The sequence below is a fragment of the Cloacibacterium rupense genome (assembly GCF_014645495.1).
Taxonomy (GTDB): Bacteria; Bacteroidota; Bacteroidia; order Flavobacteriales; family Weeksellaceae; genus Cloacibacterium; species Cloacibacterium rupense.
In genome coordinates, this window is the sequence record NZ_BMLV01000002.1 from 434,712 (window position 1) to 452,659 (window position 17,948).

Below are 17,948 nucleotides of genomic sequence, written 5' to 3' on the forward strand. Positions count from 1 at the left end.
TTTTTTATTTGTGTTATGAATTGCGCTTTCGCTTAATTCATTATACTTTATTTATTATTCTCTAAATAACTTTTGCAAATTTAAAAGAAATTATTAACTATTCATTCAAACCTTTTCCTGCAAAAATTTGGGGTTTTGCTTTTTCTATTCTAGCAATTCTGGTTGATGATTGTTTAGCAGACGAAAAGTGCAATAAATAAGCGCGTTGTCTTCCTGGAGTTAATGATTTAAAAGCTTTTTCAAAATCTTTATCTTGTTTAAAAAATTCTTCTAATTCTTCAGGAAGTTTTTGTTCTTCGATTTTTTTAAAAGTTACTTTTGCGCCAGATTTTTCTAGCTCAATCATTTCTTTGATGTAGTCTTTCAAAACCGACTCTAAATCATTGATTTTTTGAAGATTAGTAAATTTTACAATTTTTGCAGACTGGGTATTTTCGCCAGCAAATTCTAGAATTTTTTGCTCATCTTTCAGCAAAACTCCTTTGAAGAAACTCAGTGTGCAAAATTCTTTGAAACTTCCAAGAATAATGAGATTTTTACCGTTGTAAGAATAGCACGGTTGATACCATTTTACTTCTTCGGCTAAACCACAATCAAGAACGATGGAACGAAGTTTTGTGAGTTCTTCTCTCCAATTTTTAGATTTTTCGATAAGTTCTTCTACGGTTGGTTTCATTTTGTTTTAATATCTCTCGCAGAATTTACTTTTTATAAAATTTAAAAAAGTATTATTTCTTGAATCAGCATCATTAACAACAGCATCTAAATCCCATACATAAATTCCTATAGGAACCTTTACAATTGGATTTTTAGAAATTGCTACTTCTGTATCTCGATAAAACATTTTACCTGTCGAATATAGCTCATTATATGAACCTAACAAAGATAATTCAGTTTCTTCATCGATTTCAATAATTGCATAATACCAAATCCTTTGGATTTTATTATTATAATATTTCATCAATTTTTGTGCTCTAGTCTCAAGTTGATTTATAGCTTTTAAATTTTCATATTTTCCAACTCCCCTCTTTTTTAGTTCCACTATAACAATATCAAAAGGAACATTTTCTTCTGGATTATTTGAAAAAACAAATGCTAAATCAGGTCTATCAATATCTTTTTCTATATTTTCATTTTCAGTAATGATTTTCAATAAGTCTGTTGTTTCTCTATTACTCAATACAAATTCGTATGTCATATACTTATCATCCAAAAGCCAAGAATTGTTTTTATATATATCATTTGTTTGATTATCCTTTGAAAAAAAACCATCTTTTCCCATAGTTGCAAACAACTTATGTAACTCAGACTCGCTATTGTCTTTTGTAGATTTTTTTAACTTATTAATTGTTAACTGTCTAAATAAAATATACTCTGTTAAAGCTCTTGAAGAAAGTTCTAAAGATTTCTTAAATTGTTCATCATTTAAACTTGATGCTTCTAATAATTCCTTTTGCTCTTTAAAGAATTCGTCTTGAGCTTCTTTTAAAACATCGTTCTTCTTTAAATATCCTACATTATCAGTATTAAAATATCCTCCAAGATGCGGGTAAGTATTAAACAAATCTTTTCTAATATTTTCGTTCCTTTTTTTTATTTTTGGAACGTTTTGTTCAATTATTTCAGCAACTTCTTTTCTAAAAACGTTTTGAATAATGTATAAGTCTTGTTTTGTTAAAGCTAAATTTTGGCGGTTGGCATCTACTTTTCCAATAAAAAAATCAGATAATAAAAGAAATACCATCTTGTAACCTGTAGGTGTATTTTCTTGGGCAATTAAGTCAATCTTATAAGTCCTATTGTCGACCGAAATAGCAGCTATTAAATTACTTTCGAGTGGATTTTCAGTCTTTTCAATTGAATAAAATAGCTCAAATTTATCATATAAATTTATTGGGCTTTCTATATCTTTTTCATAAAATTGCGGAATATCACTTGCATCCAATATTTGAGAAGTAGCTTTATCACTTACTAAAGTTTCTATATTAATTCTAAATTCTTGTTTACTTCTTTTTTTATTAAATAGTAATGTGTAAAACTCTTCTAATATTCTGTTTTTTAAAAATGCAGGATTAATGTATTCTCTTTTTGCAATTTTCTGCAAAGTGCACCCAGAAAACAAAAATTTACTTCCGTTACTTTCCGTTGTTTCTTCTATATTTGAAATACTTTCATCAAAATTTTCTGAAAAAATAAACCTTCTTTTTTTATTTTCGAATATACTTTCAACCTCTACTTTTTCAAAATAACATAAATAAACTAATCGTCCTAATCCTTTGTGTGAGCTTTCTTCAACATCAAATAAGTTTGAAAATTTTTTATATCTTTCATTTGTAAAACCGTCACCATTATCTTCAATTGTAAATTTCAAGGTATCTATCTTATTAATTTCATCAAGAGAAATTCTTATATTAATTTCTGAGGCATTTGCATCAAAAGCATTCGCTATAGCCTCAAAAAATACCATTTCCAAAGAAGAGTTTGTAAAAAACATTTTTACTGCCTGAGCTAGTTTTACTTTCATATTCAAATACAATTATTAATTATCAAAACAATCTCTCCTTTCAAGGTCTTGCTTTTAGAAAAAGCAATGAGTTCATCGATAGTTCCTCGTTTGGTTTCTTCGAACTTTTTAGAAATTTCTCGACTTAAACTTACTTTAGTATGTTCCCCAAAAAATTCTTTGATTTGTTCTAAAGTGGTATTGATTTTATGTGGACTTTCATACAAAACAATGGTTTTTTTCTCTTCGGCAAGTTGCTTCAGTTTGGTTTGTCTGCCTTTTTTTTGAGGCAAAAATCCTGCAAAATAAAAATCGTGATTGGGCAAACCAGAAACTACCAAAGCTGGAACAAAAGCAGTTGCACCAGGAAGACAAATCATTTCCACATCTTCATCTGCACACGCTTTCCCAAGTAAATAACCTGGATCTGAAATTCCGGGAGTTCCTGCATCGGTAATTATGGCGATGCTTTGTCCGGATTTTAAATCGGTGATTACTTTTTCTGTTGCAGTATGTTCATTATGAAGGTGATACGATTTTAAAGGTTTTGAAATTTCGTAATGTTTCAATAAAATTCCCGAAGTTCTGGTGTCTTCACAAAGGATATAATCTACTTCTTTCAAAACTTTTATCGCTCTGAAAGTCATATCTTCTAGGTTTCCAATCGGAGTTGGAACAAAGTATAGGATTCCGCTCATTATGAATAAATTCATAACTTCTAATATCAGTCGTTCCTACGGAACTCCCTATAAAAGCTATGTTTGTTTTTTTCTTTTTTCTATGAATAAATTCATAGGTTCTAAAATCGTTCGTTCCTACGGAACTCTCTAATGTTTCAGAGTCGCAGAGCGACGAAAGATTTCAAAGCCTGAGATTTTAATCTTAGGCAAATTTAAGTTAATTCTTCAAACCAATAATCTTCATCGTATTTCACTTCAAATTTCTGCAAAAGTTTTAAATATTCATCTTTAAAGTTTTCTTTTTGATGATGTTCTTCTTGGTTTTCAATGTATTTATAAACTCTATCTATTGAATTTTGATTATAACTAAAACCACCAAATCCACGTTGCCATTCAAATCTTTCTTCTAAAAATTGATTTTCATTAATCCATTTTGAAGATTTTGCTTTTACACTTTTCATTACTTCCGAAAGAGAAAGTGTAGTTTTTAAAGTTAAAAAACAATGAACATGGTCTTCTACTCCATTTACAATAATGGTTTTACAACCTGTTTCATTAATTAAATTTCCTATTACGGCAAACAACTCTTTTCTGAAACTTTCTTTAATAAGTGCATTTCTATATTTTACGGCAAAAACAGTTTGCACGTATAATTTTACATAAGTATTTGGCATCGTTATTAGTTTTTTATGAATAAATTTATAACTTTTAATATCGTTCGTTCCTACGGAACTCTCTAATACTTAGAGTCGCATCACGACGACCGATTTCTAAGCCTGAGATTTCAATCTTAGGCAAATTATAAATATTTAAAGTTTCTTAAACAAATCTGTCGGCATTATTTTAAAAGCATCATTAAAAACGAAAGCTAAAATTACCACAAAAACAACAAATCCTAAAAATATAAACCATTGATTTACAGAAATTTTCTGAATATCTTGCTTCTGGTTTACTTCACAGATTTCTCCTGGACAATATTGCGCTTTTTCTTTATTTATCCATCCGTATAATTTACAGCCGATACAAACTCCGAAAGCAGATTCGAAGAACATCAAAATCAGGCAAACAAAACAAGTAAGCCCTGTAATTACACTATAAGTGTTAAGCAAAACCAATAAAAGAAACATCAGAATTGAAAGAAATAAACCAATTCCCCAGGCAAATTTTTTCTGTGGCGCTCCTACATATTCTGGATTTTGATTTCTCACGAAAAATCTTCCCAAAATAAGAAGTGGTGAAAATTTCGGGCTAACAAATAATCTGATAGAAAAATCTATCATAAAAATAATAATGACGTATTTTATAGGTACAAAATCATGATTATGTATAATTAAAAAAAAGGAAATAAGCGTTGCCAGAAACATAATTCCTGCAGTTGCTCTTATTTCTCTTTCGTTTACTACGGGAATATTATAACCTGAGACTGTTTCACCAAATTGTAGTTTGTTTTTCATATTTTTAAAGTTTAAATTTTGAGATAAGTCTCACTTTTTCAGAAATTTGTTACAATTGTATATCAATTACTGGTTTTAGTCTATTTTAATTTTAAAAATTTGTTTGTTATTATCTTCAACAAAAACAAAACTTATATTTATACAAACAATTCGGAATATAAAATGCTCCGAAATGTTTTCTAATTTTTTTATCAAACTTATTTTATCGAAATCATAGGAATATATTTCTATTATTTGTTTTTCATCGGTATAAGGAATATTTACCGTCGCAAAATATTTATAATCAGAACTAAATATCGGAAAACCATTTAATTTATATTTTTTCCCAGATTCCTTGCTGATAAGAAAATAATATTCGCCATTATACTCTGTAACTTTAATTAAATCAAAATTATGATAAAATTGAAAAGTTCCTTCAAATTCATATTGAATATAATTCTCGTCTGAATTGTTATTTACAAACTTTAAAGTTCCTTTATTTGTTTTGATGACAAAACCATTTTCAATCTTTTTAACAAATTGTTTATTTACCAATTTATTTAAGTAAGAATGACAAGTATCTCTCTTTTCAGTTTTAATAAATTCTGCACTTTCAGTCTTTTGGCAGAAAATAAAAATTGAAAAGAATAAAAAGGGGATTGATAAACTATAATTTCTCATACAAATCCTTACAAAATTCCTCCAAACTAGGATCTCTCGCTCCCATCAAAAGAAGCACAGAACTTTCTGATAATGAAGATTTAACCTCATTTAAAAAATCATTTCTATCTTCTACAAAAAACGCTTTTTTACCTCTTGCTTTGATGTCTTCTATTAAATCGTTTGCAGAAATATCTTTCACGGCAGTTCCACCAGCGTAGAAAATTTCACTCATCCAAATTTCATCATTTTCACGAAGCGAAGCCGAAATTTCTTCCACAAAATCTTTTCTCAAAAATCTCGTCGGTCCATAACCATGAGGTTGAAACCAAGCTATTACTTTTTCAGCCAAAGGTTGACAAGCCTTAATGGAAGCAGCACATTTTGCAGGATTGTGCGCATAATCATCAATCACCCAAACTCCATTTTTTTGTCCGAGAATTTGATGACGACGATAAATTCCTTCGTATTTTGATAAACTTTCGGCGCAAGTTTTTAAATCAACTCCAATTTGATGAGCCACTGCAATTGCGGCAGTTGCATTTTCTACAGAATGTTGGCCAATAGCATTCATTTCAAATTTTTGATTCAATACTTCAAAACTCAAATGAAAACCATTTTGTTCAAATTTTTTAGCATTAAAACCTGCATTTTCTTTCTCAAAACCAAAATCATTTTTAGAATTCTCCGACAAAGATTTGGCTAATGCATTTGATTGATTTACAATAAATAAGCTATTGGCATTATTTTTAAAAATCGTAAAAAGTTCTATCAATTCATCAATTTCTTGATGGTCTTTGTCTATATTAAGTAAAAGTCCGATTTCAGGTTCGTATTGAACTACAGAACCATCGCTTTCGTCAGCTTCTATAATGAGCCAATCTCCTTTTCCAACGTAAGCATTTCCGATTTTTCCTTGTTTGATAATGGAAGTTAAACCTGCTCCAGAAATTATAGAAGGCTCTAAACCCGCATCCAACAAAATTTGAAATAACATCGCCGAAGTGGTTGATTTTCCAGAAGTTCCAGCAACTGCAATGGTTTTCTTGCTTTTGGCAATCATCGCCAGAAGCTGACTTCTTTTAATTATAGGAATTCCGAGTTCTTTGGCTTTTTTTACTTCGTAAACCGTGTCTTCAATCGCGGTAGAAACTACTACCAAATCAGTTTCCTCGGTAATACCGCTTCCATCTTGAACAAAGCACTTAATTCCTTCATTTTCAAGTTGTTCTTTGGTTTTATTGTACTCGCCTTTATGGAAATATCGGTCACTTCCCGAAACTTGCATACCAATGCCTTGCAAATATTGAGCAATAGCACTCATACCAACGCCTGCAACTCCTATGAAAAAAGGATTTTTGAAATTTGAAATATTCATATTTTGTTAGGTGTTAGATGATGGATGATGGATGCTTTTCTTCATACATCCAGCTTCCAACATCCAGCATTTTATAAAAATTTATTCTCTACCAAGCTCCACAATCTTTGGGCATATTCATCTACTTTTTCCCAATTTCTTTCGTAGTAAACATCACTTAGATAATCTTTGGCTTGATCTAACTTTTTAAAGGAATTCAATTTTGTAACTACCTCATTCAGTTCTACTTGACTGCCATCAAAAAGTACTTTTGTAAAGGCAATTTTGTCATTAATATCCAATTTAAAATCTGGCAATTGCTTTTCTGCTTCCAAATAATCTGTTGGCATATTATTTTTTAGCAAACTAGGATTTTTATGTGGAGTTTCAGGTTTTTGTTCTTCTTTTATTTCTTCTGGAATATTCATTAAATGGTCATCATCAAAAAGACTTTGTACTATATTCAAACCTTTGATGTGAGACAATTTGAATTTCTTAGAATGATGCGGAGATTCGTGTATTTCCGTTGGTTCTACAGATTTTTCAGTATGAATTGGTTTTTCTATATCTAAGATTTTTCTTCTTTCTTGGTGAATTCTTTCCTCTTCTTCTAGCTTTTCAATTTCAATTTTTTTATTCGAAATTTGTTCCAGCTCTTCATTGACTTCATTTTGAATATTTTCGGATATAGTATTTTGTTCCGCTTCTTTTTCAAGGAAATATTCATCATCTATATTTTCTGAAACAACAGCTTCTTCAATCACAACTTCTTCTATATCAGAAACTTTTATTAAATTTTCTTCTTCTTGAATATCAATAATTTGTTTGGTATCAATTTCAAAATTAATGACATCTCTTACAACGTTTTCTTCTAAAGCCTTCTCTTCAGAAAGCCATTTTTCTACTTCACCATAAATTTTTAATTCAGAAACTTTTTCTGAAAATAACTTAATTTTATCTACATTTTTTATGAAATCTTCCTCAGAAGAATATCCAGAAAACTCTTGCAAGAGCAATTTAACCTCTTGATATACTTTATCTTGAGTTTCTTTTAAATTTTGCATATTAAATCTTTTAAAATTGCTTAATTTTGAAACTAATTTATCTGCTAATTTAGACAATGTTTTTAGAAAATACAATAAACCACGCAAAACAAAGTGGCTGGATGGAAGTAATCTGTGGATCAATGTTTTCTGGGAAAACCGAAGAATTGATACGAAGATTGCGCCGCGCAGAAATGGCTGGGCAAAAAGTAGAAATTTTTAAACCAAAAATTGATACAAGGTATGATGATGTAGAAGTGGTTTCTCATAATCATAATAAAATTATGAGTACACCTGTAGAAAGTTCTAACGAAATTCTTCTGCTAGGTTCTACTTGTGATGTGATAGGAATAGATGAAGCACAGTTTTTTGACGAAGGAATTGTAGAAGTAGCTAATCAACTGGCAAACAACGGAGTACGCGTAGTAATCGCAGGTCTAGATATGGATTTTCTGGGCCGACCTTTTGGGCCAATGCCTTTTTTAATGGCTACTGCAGAATATGTAACCAAAGTGCACGCCATTTGTAAAAAAACAGGAAATTTAGCTAATTATTCCATGAGAATATCTAAAAACCAAAATTTGGTACAACTCGGAGAAACTGACAGTTACGAAGCTGTAAGCAGAAGAGTTTTTGTAGATGATGTTTTGAATAAAAAAGAATGAACTACACCACAAAAGAAATCGCCGAAATTACTCAATCTCAATTAATTGGAGATAAAACTCTGCATGTTCAGCATATTGCTTTTGATAGCAGAAATATCTATTCGGTGATAAAAACCGCTTTTATTGCCATCAATACGCCTACCAATACTGGAGAAAAATACATTCCGCAAGCGATAGAAAAAGGAATTAAAATTATTATTTCAGAGAATTTTTATTCTGAATACGAAGGAATTACGTGGATAATTGTGGAAAATTCTGTGAAGTTTTTACAAGATTTAGCCAAATATCACGTAGAAAAAAATACTCAACTCAATACCATAGGAATTACTGGAAGTAACGGAAAAACCATCGTAAAAGAATGGCTCTACCAATGTCTTTGGAACGAAATGCCTACGGTAAAATCACCGAAAAGTTTTAATTCACAAATCGGTTTGCCCCTTTCTTTGCTTCAAATCTCTAGCAAACATCAATTAGGAATTTTCGAAGTTGGAATTTCTAAACCATCAGAAATGGCGGTTTTAGAAGATATTTTCTCACCCAAAATTGGCATTCTTACTCATATTGGAACGGCGCACTCTTCTAATTTTAAGAATGAAGAGCAATTAATTGAAGAAAAAATTCTTCTTTTTAAAAACTCTGAAACTATTCTTTTTAATGGAGATAATGTATTGGTTTACAACAAAATAAAAGATATTTATCCTGATAAAAAGTTGATAAGTTTCGGATTAGAGAATAGAAATGATGTAAAAATCATCTCCAATCCGGAAAATCTGCAAGAGGAAATTAAGGTTCAGTATTTCTCTGAAGAATTTTCTTTTCCTGCCAACCAAAGAGACGAAGCTACACTTACCAATGCTCTGGCTTTGGTCTGTGCAATGAAAGAGCTTGACTTCACCAACGAAAAAATTGTAGAAAAAATCAATGCTTTAAAAGCGGTAGAAATGCGTTTGGAAAGCGTAAATGGCGTTCGTAACAATTTGATTATCAATGATTCTTTTAACCTAGATTTAGATTCATTAATTATTGCTTTTCAGTTCATTAAACAATACAATAAACCAGAAAAAACACTTATTCTTACCGATATTATAGATGTAAAAGAAGACGAATTTTCTCTTTATAATAAAGTGGCAGATCTTACTAATGAACAGAATTTCAGTCAAGTTTTTTTGGTAGGAACACAAATTTCGAGATTTCAGGAAAAATTTAAGGCAAAAACATTTTCTTTCAAAAAAACAAAAGAACTCATTGAAAGTCAACAACTTGAACAATTAGAAAATCAACTCATTCTATTGAAAGGTGCTAGAATTTTTGAGATTGAGAAAGTAAAACAGTTGCTGGAACTTCAGAAACATGATACGGTTTTAGAAGTAAACTTGAATGCTATTTTGCATAATATCAACGTTCACAAAGCTTTATTAAAACCAGAAACTAAAATTTGTGCCATGGTAAAAGCCTATTCTTATGGATTAGGAGGTTATGAAATAGCAGAATTTTTACAACACCATCATATTGATTATCTGGGAGTTGCGTATGCAGACGAAGGTGTAGATTTGCGTAAAAATGGTATTACTACGCCTATTTTGGTGATGAATCCTGAACAAGGCAGTTATGATATAATTATTGATTACAATCTAGAGCCTGAAATTTATAGTTTACGTGTTTTAGAACTCTTTACCACACAACTTCAATTAAAAGGAATTCAAAGAAAATATCCTATTCATCTAAAGATAGAAACAGGAATGCATCGTCTTGGTTTTAAGGAAGATGAAATAGATGAGCTTCTAGAGTATTTGAAAAAATACAATATCAAAGTTGCAAGTATTTTCAGCCATCTTTCATCGTCAGACATTCCTGAAGAAAGAGAATATACGCTGAACCAAATAGAAACTTTCAAAAGAATTTCTGAGAAGTTAATTTTGGGTTTAGGTTATCAGCCTATGAGACATATTTTAAATTCATCCGGAATATCTAATTATACTGATTATCAGTTTGATATGGTAAGAATAGGAATAGGTATGATAGGGATTTCACCAACTCCAGAAATTAAAAATCAACTACAAAATGCGGTTACATTTAAAACGGTAATTTCACAAATTTCTGAAGTCAAAAAAGGAGATTCTATTGGTTACAGTAGAAAGTATAAAGCAGAAAAAGACACCAGAATTGCCACTTTACCAGTAGGTTATGCAGACGGAATTCCTAGGCTAATTGGCAATAAAAATGGTTTTGTAGGAATTCACAAACAGAAAATTCCTATTGTAGGAAATGTATGTATGGATATGCTGATGGTAGATTTAGAAAATTTACCTGCCAAAGATGGCGACAAAGTTATTATATTTAATGAAAATCCTTCATTAGAGGAATTTGCAGAATACTGTAAAACAATACCTTATGAGGTATTAACTTCCATATCTAGAAGAGTAAAAAGAATTTATATCAAAAACTAAAAAACTAGCCAAACACAATATGAAAAAATTAATCTTCCTTTTTTGTTTACTTATTTTTATCCTTAATTATACTCAGGTCAAAGAAAATCTAGTTATACCAAAAAATCCAAAAATAGGCCTTTCGTTAGCCGGTGGTGGTGCCAAAGGTTTTGCTCATGTTGGTGTTTTAAAAGTTCTAGACTCATTAGGAATAAAAGTAGATTATATTTCTGGTACCAGTATGGGAGCTATTGTAGGAGGTTTATACGCTTCGGGGTATACTGGCAAGGATATAGAAAAAATTGTAATGGATACTGATTTTTATAACCTTCTAAGCAATGCAAATAACAGATCCGAAAGTTCTTTTTTTAATAAATCTGTTGATAAATATATACTGAAAGTACCTATCAAAAACGGAAAAGTTACTTTACCATCTTCTATATCTTCAGGACAAAAAAATATTTATATGCTGAAAGAACTTTTTAAAAATGTTTCTAATATAGAGGATTTCAATAAGTTACCAATTCCATTTATGTGTGTAGCCACCAATCTAGAGAGTGGAAAAATGAAAATTTTTGAAAAGGGAGATCTTTCAGAATCTATTTTAGCAAGTTCTGCATTTCCTTCTCTAATGGACCCTGTAAAAATTGAAGACAGTATATACATAGATGGAGCTATGACAGTAAACTATCCCTCAGAATTATTAAAAAAGAAAGGTATTGACATTGTAATAGGTGTAGACCTTAACCAAGGTCTCAACACTAGAGATAAAATTAATAGTATTGTAGATATATTGAACCAAGTTATAGATTTCGGGATTGTAAAAGAGACAAAAAACCAGTTAAAATTTACAGATGTTAATATAAAACCTAATTTAGAAGGTCTAGGAGTTACTAGTTTTGATGAAAAAGATAAAATATTAAAATCTGGATACTCTGAAGCATTAAAATATGTTGACATACTTCATCAACTTCCAAAAAAGAATTATGATTATCTCAGAATACCAGTAAATCCAATTTATTCTAATATTTATAAAATAGATGATATAGAAGTAGAAAATAATATAATCTTTAACAAAGATTATATTATTGGAAAAATGAATTTAAAATTACCATCATCACAAACATATGGTTCTATTAATAAAATGCTAGACAAACTCTACGCAACCAACAATTATAAAATTATTAACTATGATATTGTTCAAAAAGAAAATAAAAATATTTTGAAGCTTAATGTTAATGAAGATAATAACAGATTTTTCCTGAAATTTGGTCTACATTATGATGAAATTTTCAAATCTGGATTGCTAGTAAACACTACTATTAAAAGACTTTTATTTCGAAATTCTAGCCTATCTATTGATGGTATAATTGGTGATAAACCTAGATATTACCTTAATTACTTTATTGATAATGGTTATATACCAGGTATAGGAATTAATGCTTCTGGTATGAGTTTCCAACTAAAAAAACAAGATAAATTTGCTTACGAAAGTTGGAAATGGTACAGGACAGAATTATTTTTACAATCAGTATTTAAAGATAAATTTGCCATTGGTGGTGGTATTAGTTATGATATTTTCAATGTTACTGACCTTGTTTCAGATTCCAAAAAAAAAGGAAAATTCCTCAATCCCTATTTTTTCTTAAAAGGAGATACACAAGATAGTAAAATGTTTCCAAAAAGAGGATATTATACCTACATAGAAGCAAAAGCATACAATTTTCTAAAAAAGGGCTTAGAAGAAAGTTCTTTACAGATTAAAGCTGATATAAGAGGTAATTTTCCTATAACTAAATATCTTAGCTATAGACTTAATACTATTTATGGGATTTCTATAAATAAAGTAGATGATTTCTATCTATATAATCTTGGTGGTATATTTGAGCAAAATATTGTAAACTTCGTAAGGTTTAACGGATATCAATTTGGTGAACATAAAAATAACAATATATTTAAAATATCAAATGACTTTCAGTTTAATTTTTTCAAAAATTATTATCTTATTGGTAATCTAAGTTTAGGAAATTTATTCAGTGATTTTGAAGATTCCCAATTCCTTAAAATTAATTATTCATCTATTGGAATCACCGCAGGATATGACTCTCCTTTCGGTCAAATAAAAATTAATTATAGCTATGCTCTACCAAACTCCTCAGGTCTATTTAATGTAGTTCTTGGGCATTGGTTCTAAAAAAATAATTTCTAAATATTAAATCCAGAATCATAAGTTCAATGATACACTTCTTTTACGAAAATACAGAAGAAAAAATACCAGAATATCTAAAATTTTGGATAGAAAAAATAATCATTTCCGAAGAAAAAAAACTCGGTGAAATCAATTATATTTTCTGTGATGACGAATATTTACTCAAAATAAATCAAGATTTTTTAGACCACGATTACTATACAGACATCATCACTTTTGACCAAGTTCGTGGAAAAACAATTTCAGGAGAGATTTTTGTATCTTTGCAACGAATTAAGGATAATGCAAGTCTTATTTCAAAAAATTACGAAGAAGAGAAAAAAAGAGTAATCGCTCACGGAGTTCTTCACCTTTGTGGTTACAAAGATAAAACCGAAGAACAACAAAAAATAATGCGTGCAAAAGAAGATTTTTATTTGTCACTACAAACAGAATGATTTTCTTTAGAAGCTATTTCCCGCTTTCCACTTTTACTCCTCACTCCAAAGCTAAATCCAACGCTTGTTGCGGGGTAACCGTTGCAAAACGAGGAACGAGTTTAGACGACTCAATTAAAAATAAATTAATTTGGAGTCAATCGGGGCTTGTTACAATTCGTAATTTTAATAAAATTGATAGAATGTTTCACGTGAAACATTACTTTAAAATCTAAAATTTATAATTTAAAATTATATAAATGTTATTTAACGAAATATATGATGTAATCGTAGTAGGAGCTGGTCACGCTGGTTGCGAAGCCGCTGCTGCTGCAGCCAATCTTGGCTCTAAAACCATCCTCATTACGATGAATATGCAAACCATCGGACAAATGTCTTGTAACCCAGCAATGGGCGGTATTGCAAAAGGACAAATCGTAAGAGAAATAGATGCAATGGGCGGTTACAGCGGTATTATTGCCGATAAATCTGCCATTCAATTCAAAATGCTTAATCTTTCAAAAGGTCCTGCAATGTGGTCACCAAGAACACAAAATGACAGAATGAAATTCGCAGAAGAATGGAGATTAGCATTAGAAAACACTCCAAATCTTGATTTTTTTCAAGATATGGTGAAATCATTAATCATAAATAACGGAAAAATAGAAGGTGTTATAACCTCTTTAGGAATTGAAATCAAAGGAAAATCTGTAGTTCTCACCAACGGAACTTTCTTAAATGGTCTAATCCACGTTGGTGATAAGCAACTAGGCGGCGGAAGAATGGGAGAACCAAAAGCCTACGGAATTACAGAACAATTGGTAGATTTAGGCTTTGAAGCTGGTAGAATGAAAACAGGAACACCTGTTCGTGTAGACGGTAGAAGCCTAGATTATTCTAAAATGGAAGAACAAGCAGGAGACGAAAATCCACAAAAATTCAGTTATTTAGATACTCCAAAACTAATAAAACAACGCAGTTGTTACATTACTTATACAAATGAAACCGTTCACGAAATTTTAAGAACAGGATTTGATAAATCTCCAATGTTTAACGGTACTATACAAAGTATTGGCCCTAGATATTGCCCTAGTATTGAAGATAAAATCAATCGTTTTGCAGAGAGAAATCGTCATCAATTATTCGCAGAACCAGAAGGTTGGAATACTGTAGAAGTTTATGTAAATGGTTTCAGCTCTTCACTTCCAGAAGATGTACAATTAAAAGCTTTACACCAAGTTCCAGGTTTTGAAAAAGCAAAAATTTTCAGACCAGGTTACGCTATTGAATATGACTACTTCCCTCCTACTCAATTGAAACATACATTAGAAACAAAATTAGTGGAAAATCTCTATTTTGCTGGACAAATCAACGGAACAACTGGTTATGAAGAAGCAGCTGGACAAGGTTTAATGGCAGGAATTAACGCTCACAACAAAGTCCACGAAAAAGACGAATTTATCTTAAGCAGAGACGAAGCTTATATAGGTGTTTTGATAGATGATTTAATTACCAAAGGAACTGAAGAACCTTATAGAATGTTTACTTCCAGAGCAGAATACAGATTGCTTCTAAGACAAGATAATGCAGATATTAGATTAACTGAAAAAGCTTATAATCTTGGTTTAGCACGTGAAGAAAGGCTTAGAAAAATGGTGGAAAAAGTAGCAAAATCTACAGAATTAGAAGAATTTTTGAGAGAAACTTCTTTAAAACCTGGCGTTATTAATCCAATTTTAGAAGCTAACGAAAGTTCTTTGGTAGATCAAGCTTATAGAGCAGCTCAAATTCTTACAAGACCAAACATCACTTTAGATAAACTTTCAGAGATTGATCTTATCAAAGAAAAAGCAGATGAATACAATGAAGAACAAAAAGAACAAGCCGAAATCAACATCAAATACAAAGGTTATATCGAAAAAGAAAGAGATAATGTAGCTAAATTATTAAGATTAGAAACCATCAAAATACCAGATGATTTTGATTACAGTAAATTAGGTTCTTTATCTATGGAAGCTAGACAAAAACTTAATAAAATTAAACCAAAAACTATAGCACAAGCAGGAAGAATATCCGGAGTTTCTCCAGCAGATATTAATGTTTTATTAATCTATTTAAAATAATGTTTCACGTGAAACATTCAATTATTTGAAATTAAAATTTTGAGATTTGAAATAATTAATCTCAAATTTCAAACTTCAAATATCAAATCAATTTATGAAAATCAAAGACCATTTTCTTTCAAAAGAAGAATTCGAAATTAGAGAAACTGAAATAGAAGGTATTTTTAAAACCTACCCTATTCCAGAAAATTTAGGCAAATATTATGATAGCAAAGAGTATATTTCTCATCACCAAGATTCTAATTCTTTGAAAGAAAAAATATACAAATTTGCTCAATCTTTTAATCTAAACTACAAAAGAAATATCCTTTCGAAAGTAACATTTGAAAATGCAAAAGTTTTAGATTATGGTTGCGGTGCTGGTGAATTTCTAAAACATATAGAAAATGATGTAGAAACTTTCGGTTTTGAACCAAGTGATGCAGCCAGAAATTTTGCAAAGCAAAAAACTACAAAAACTAAATTTGTAGAAAATCTAAATGAAATAGAAAATGAAAGTTTAGATGTTATTACGCTTTGGCATGTTTTCGAACACATCGAAAATCAGAGTGAAATACTCTCTTTATTTTATCAAAAATTAAAACCCAACGGATATTTGATTATTGCTGTTCCAAATCATACTTCGTATGACGGAAAATATTACAAAGAATTTTGGGCAGCTTATGATGTTCCAAGACATCTATTTCATTTCTCAAAAAAAGGAATGCAAAAATTATTCAATACAGAAAATTGGAAATTAGAAAAAATAAAACCTCTTCTACTCGATTCTTATTATATTTCTATTTTGAGTGAAAAATATAAGAAAAATCCTCTTTTTTTAATTTTTGGAGGAATTCGTGGGGCGATTTCTAACATAAAAGCCTCAAAAACGGGCGAATTTTCTAGCTTGATATATATTATCAAAAAAATCTAGAAAATCGATTTTTAACCTATTTATGAAAGTCAATTTTTGAGCATTTTAAGTTTTTTTTCTTAAATTTTAAAAAAATTTTTCTTTTTACTTTTAAGAAATTTAATAAGAAAAAAAATACATAAAAAAATCTTCAGAATAATTTCTGAAGATTTTTAATTTTATAAAAATTATTTATTTAATTATTTATCGCAGCAACTCCTGGAAGTTCTAAACCTTCTAAAGATTCTAACATTGCTCCACCTCCTGTAGAAACATAAGAAACTTTATCAGCATAACCGTTTTGTTTTACAAACGCTACAGAATCTCCTCCACCAACTAAAGAGAAAGCACCTAGTTTCGTTGCTTCATAAATACTATCACCTAAAGCTTTAGTTCCTCCAGCAAAATTAGACATTTCAAAAACTCCTACAGGTCCATTCCAAAGAATTGTTCTAGAATTCATTAAAACATCGTGATTAATTTCTCTAGTTTTACTTCCTGCATCCATACCCTGCCATCCTTCTGGAATATGGTAAATATCAACTTCTTTTCTATCAGCATCATTACTAAAATCGTCAGCTACAACAACATCTACAGGTAAAAATACTTTTACATTATGCTGCTTTGCTTTTTCTAAAATTTCAAGAGCAAGATCCATTTTATCTGCTTCTAATAAAGAATTACCAATATTTCCTCCTAAGGCTTTGATAAAAGTAAAAGACATACCTCCACCAATAATTAAGTTATCTACTGCAGGTAAAATATTCTCAATAATAGTAATTTTAGTAGAAACTTTAGAACCTCCTAAGATAGCAGTTACAGGCTTTTCACCACTCCTTAACACTTTATCAATCGCTTGAAGTTCATTTGCCATCAATAAACCGAAAAATTTAGTTGAAGGGAAAAATTTAGCTATTACTGCTGTAGAAGCGTGAGCTCTATGTGCAGTACCAAATGCATCATTTACATAAACATCTCCCAATTTAGCCAATTTACCTGCAAATTCTTCATCACCTGCTTCTTCTTCATTATAAAATCTAAGATTTTCAAGCAAAAGAATTTCACCTGCTTGCAATTCTGCCGCAGCTTTCTCTGCTTCTTCACCAATACAATCAGAAGCGAATTTTACTTCTTTTCCTAGAACTTTAGAAACTTCATCTACGATATGAGAAAGAGAAAAATCTGGATTTACTTTTCCTTTTGGTCTACCAAGGTGAGTCATAATAATTACAGAACCACCTTCGTTTAGAATTTTATCAATAGTTGGCTTAGCAGCTACAATTCTGGTATTATCAGTTACATTTTTATTTTCATCCTGAGGAACATTGAAATCAACTCTAATGAGTGCTTTCTTTCCTGAAAAATTAAAATCATTAATTGTTTTCATAAACTTTATTATTATTTAAATATTATTTTTCATTCGGTTTACAAATTTAAGATTTCTAAAATGGCAAAAAGAAAATTCCTGAGAAAAATTTCCACAAACTGACGAAAAACATTTTCTAACAATATTTATCTTTTTATAAAAGAAAAAAATGAAT

The 17,948-nt window shown here is 30.1% G+C and carries 15 protein-coding genes; 6 read left to right on the plus strand and 9 right to left on the minus strand.

Going from position 1 to position 17,948, the window contains the following annotated elements; all coding sequences use genetic code 11:
* Positions 1-97: 97 nt before the first annotated feature.
* The 8 genes from IEW40_RS05965 to IEW40_RS06000 all read right to left on the minus strand — a co-directional run bounded on the left by IEW40_RS05965 (position 98) and on the right by IEW40_RS06000 (position 7,697).
* Positions 98-676, minus strand: coding sequence for a YdeI/OmpD-associated family protein (locus tag IEW40_RS05965; protein WP_188617160.1), 579 nt, complete (start codon positions 674-676; stop codon positions 98-100).
* Positions 677-682: 6 nt separating this feature from the next.
* A complete protein-coding gene (locus IEW40_RS05970; protein WP_188617161.1) occupies positions 683-2,524 on the minus strand; it encodes an ATP-binding protein in 1,842 nt (613 codons plus the stop codon).
* 2 nt (positions 2,525-2,526) lie between these two features.
* Positions 2,527-3,201, minus strand: coding sequence for a 16S rRNA (cytidine(1402)-2'-O)-methyltransferase (rsmI, locus tag IEW40_RS05975; protein ID WP_188617497.1), 675 nt, complete (start codon positions 3,199-3,201; stop codon positions 2,527-2,529).
* Between the two features lie 194 nt (positions 3,202-3,395).
* Positions 3,396-3,857 (minus strand): IS200/IS605 family transposase, encoded by a 462-nt coding sequence (gene tnpA / locus IEW40_RS05980; protein WP_188617162.1) that lies wholly within the window; start codon positions 3,855-3,857, stop codon positions 3,396-3,398.
* 135 nt (positions 3,858-3,992) lie between these two features.
* Positions 3,993-4,637, minus strand: coding sequence for a DUF4395 domain-containing protein (locus IEW40_RS05985; RefSeq protein ID WP_188617163.1), 645 nt, complete (start codon positions 4,635-4,637; stop codon positions 3,993-3,995).
* Positions 4,638-4,712: 75 nt separating this feature from the next.
* Complete coding sequence (locus tag IEW40_RS05990) at positions 4,713-5,171, minus strand: hypothetical protein (protein WP_188617164.1); 459 nt, start codon at positions 5,169-5,171, stop codon at positions 4,713-4,715.
* Positions 5,172-5,283: 112 nt separating this feature from the next.
* Positions 5,284-6,654, minus strand: coding sequence for a UDP-N-acetylmuramate--L-alanine ligase (locus IEW40_RS05995; RefSeq protein WP_188617165.1), 1,371 nt, complete (start codon positions 6,652-6,654; stop codon positions 5,284-5,286).
* 71 nt (positions 6,655-6,725) lie between these two features.
* On the minus strand, positions 6,726-7,697 hold the full coding sequence (locus IEW40_RS06000) for a DUF8457 domain-containing protein (protein ID WP_188617166.1): 972 nt from the start codon (positions 7,695-7,697) through the stop codon (positions 6,726-6,728).
* 56 nt (positions 7,698-7,753) lie between these two features.
* Here IEW40_RS06000 and IEW40_RS06005 point away from each other — a divergent pair, with 56 nt between their 5' ends.
* From IEW40_RS06005 to IEW40_RS06030, 6 genes are all read left to right on the plus strand, one after another.
* Complete coding sequence (locus IEW40_RS06005; protein ID WP_188617167.1) at positions 7,754-8,341, plus strand: thymidine kinase; 588 nt, start codon at positions 7,754-7,756, stop codon at positions 8,339-8,341.
* Entirely contained in the window at positions 8,338-10,788 is a 2,451-nt protein-coding gene (locus IEW40_RS06010) for a bifunctional UDP-N-acetylmuramoyl-tripeptide:D-alanyl-D-alanine ligase/alanine racemase (RefSeq protein ID WP_188617168.1), read from the plus strand. Before IEW40_RS06005 ends, IEW40_RS06010 begins: the two co-directional genes overlap by 4 nt.
* A gap of 19 nt (positions 10,789-10,807) precedes the next feature.
* Positions 10,808-12,961 carry a patatin-like phospholipase family protein gene (locus IEW40_RS06015; RefSeq protein WP_188617169.1) on the plus strand — a complete coding sequence of 718 codons (2,154 nt, stop codon included), beginning with the start codon at positions 10,808-10,810 and terminating at the stop codon, positions 12,959-12,961.
* A 41-nt stretch (positions 12,962-13,002) separates the two neighbouring features.
* Positions 13,003-13,413: an rRNA maturation RNase YbeY gene (gene ybeY, locus IEW40_RS06020; protein WP_188617170.1), complete on the plus strand. Its 411-nt coding sequence runs from the start codon at positions 13,003-13,005 to the stop codon at positions 13,411-13,413.
* Between the two features lie 239 nt (positions 13,414-13,652).
* Complete coding sequence (gene mnmG, locus IEW40_RS06025; RefSeq protein ID WP_188617171.1) at positions 13,653-15,515, plus strand: tRNA uridine-5-carboxymethylaminomethyl(34) synthesis enzyme MnmG; 1,863 nt, start codon at positions 13,653-13,655, stop codon at positions 15,513-15,515.
* 94 nt (positions 15,516-15,609) lie between these two features.
* Positions 15,610-16,428 carry a class I SAM-dependent methyltransferase gene (locus tag IEW40_RS06030; RefSeq protein WP_188617172.1) on the plus strand — a complete coding sequence of 273 codons (819 nt, stop codon included), beginning with the start codon at positions 15,610-15,612 and terminating at the stop codon, positions 16,426-16,428.
* Positions 16,429-16,603: 175 nt separating this feature from the next.
* Here IEW40_RS06030 and IEW40_RS06035 read toward each other — a convergent pair whose 3' ends face one another.
* Positions 16,604-17,794, minus strand: a complete 1,191-nt coding sequence (locus tag IEW40_RS06035) for a phosphoglycerate kinase (RefSeq protein WP_188617173.1) — start codon at positions 17,792-17,794, stop codon at positions 16,604-16,606.
* Positions 17,795-17,948: the final 154 nt, after the last annotated feature.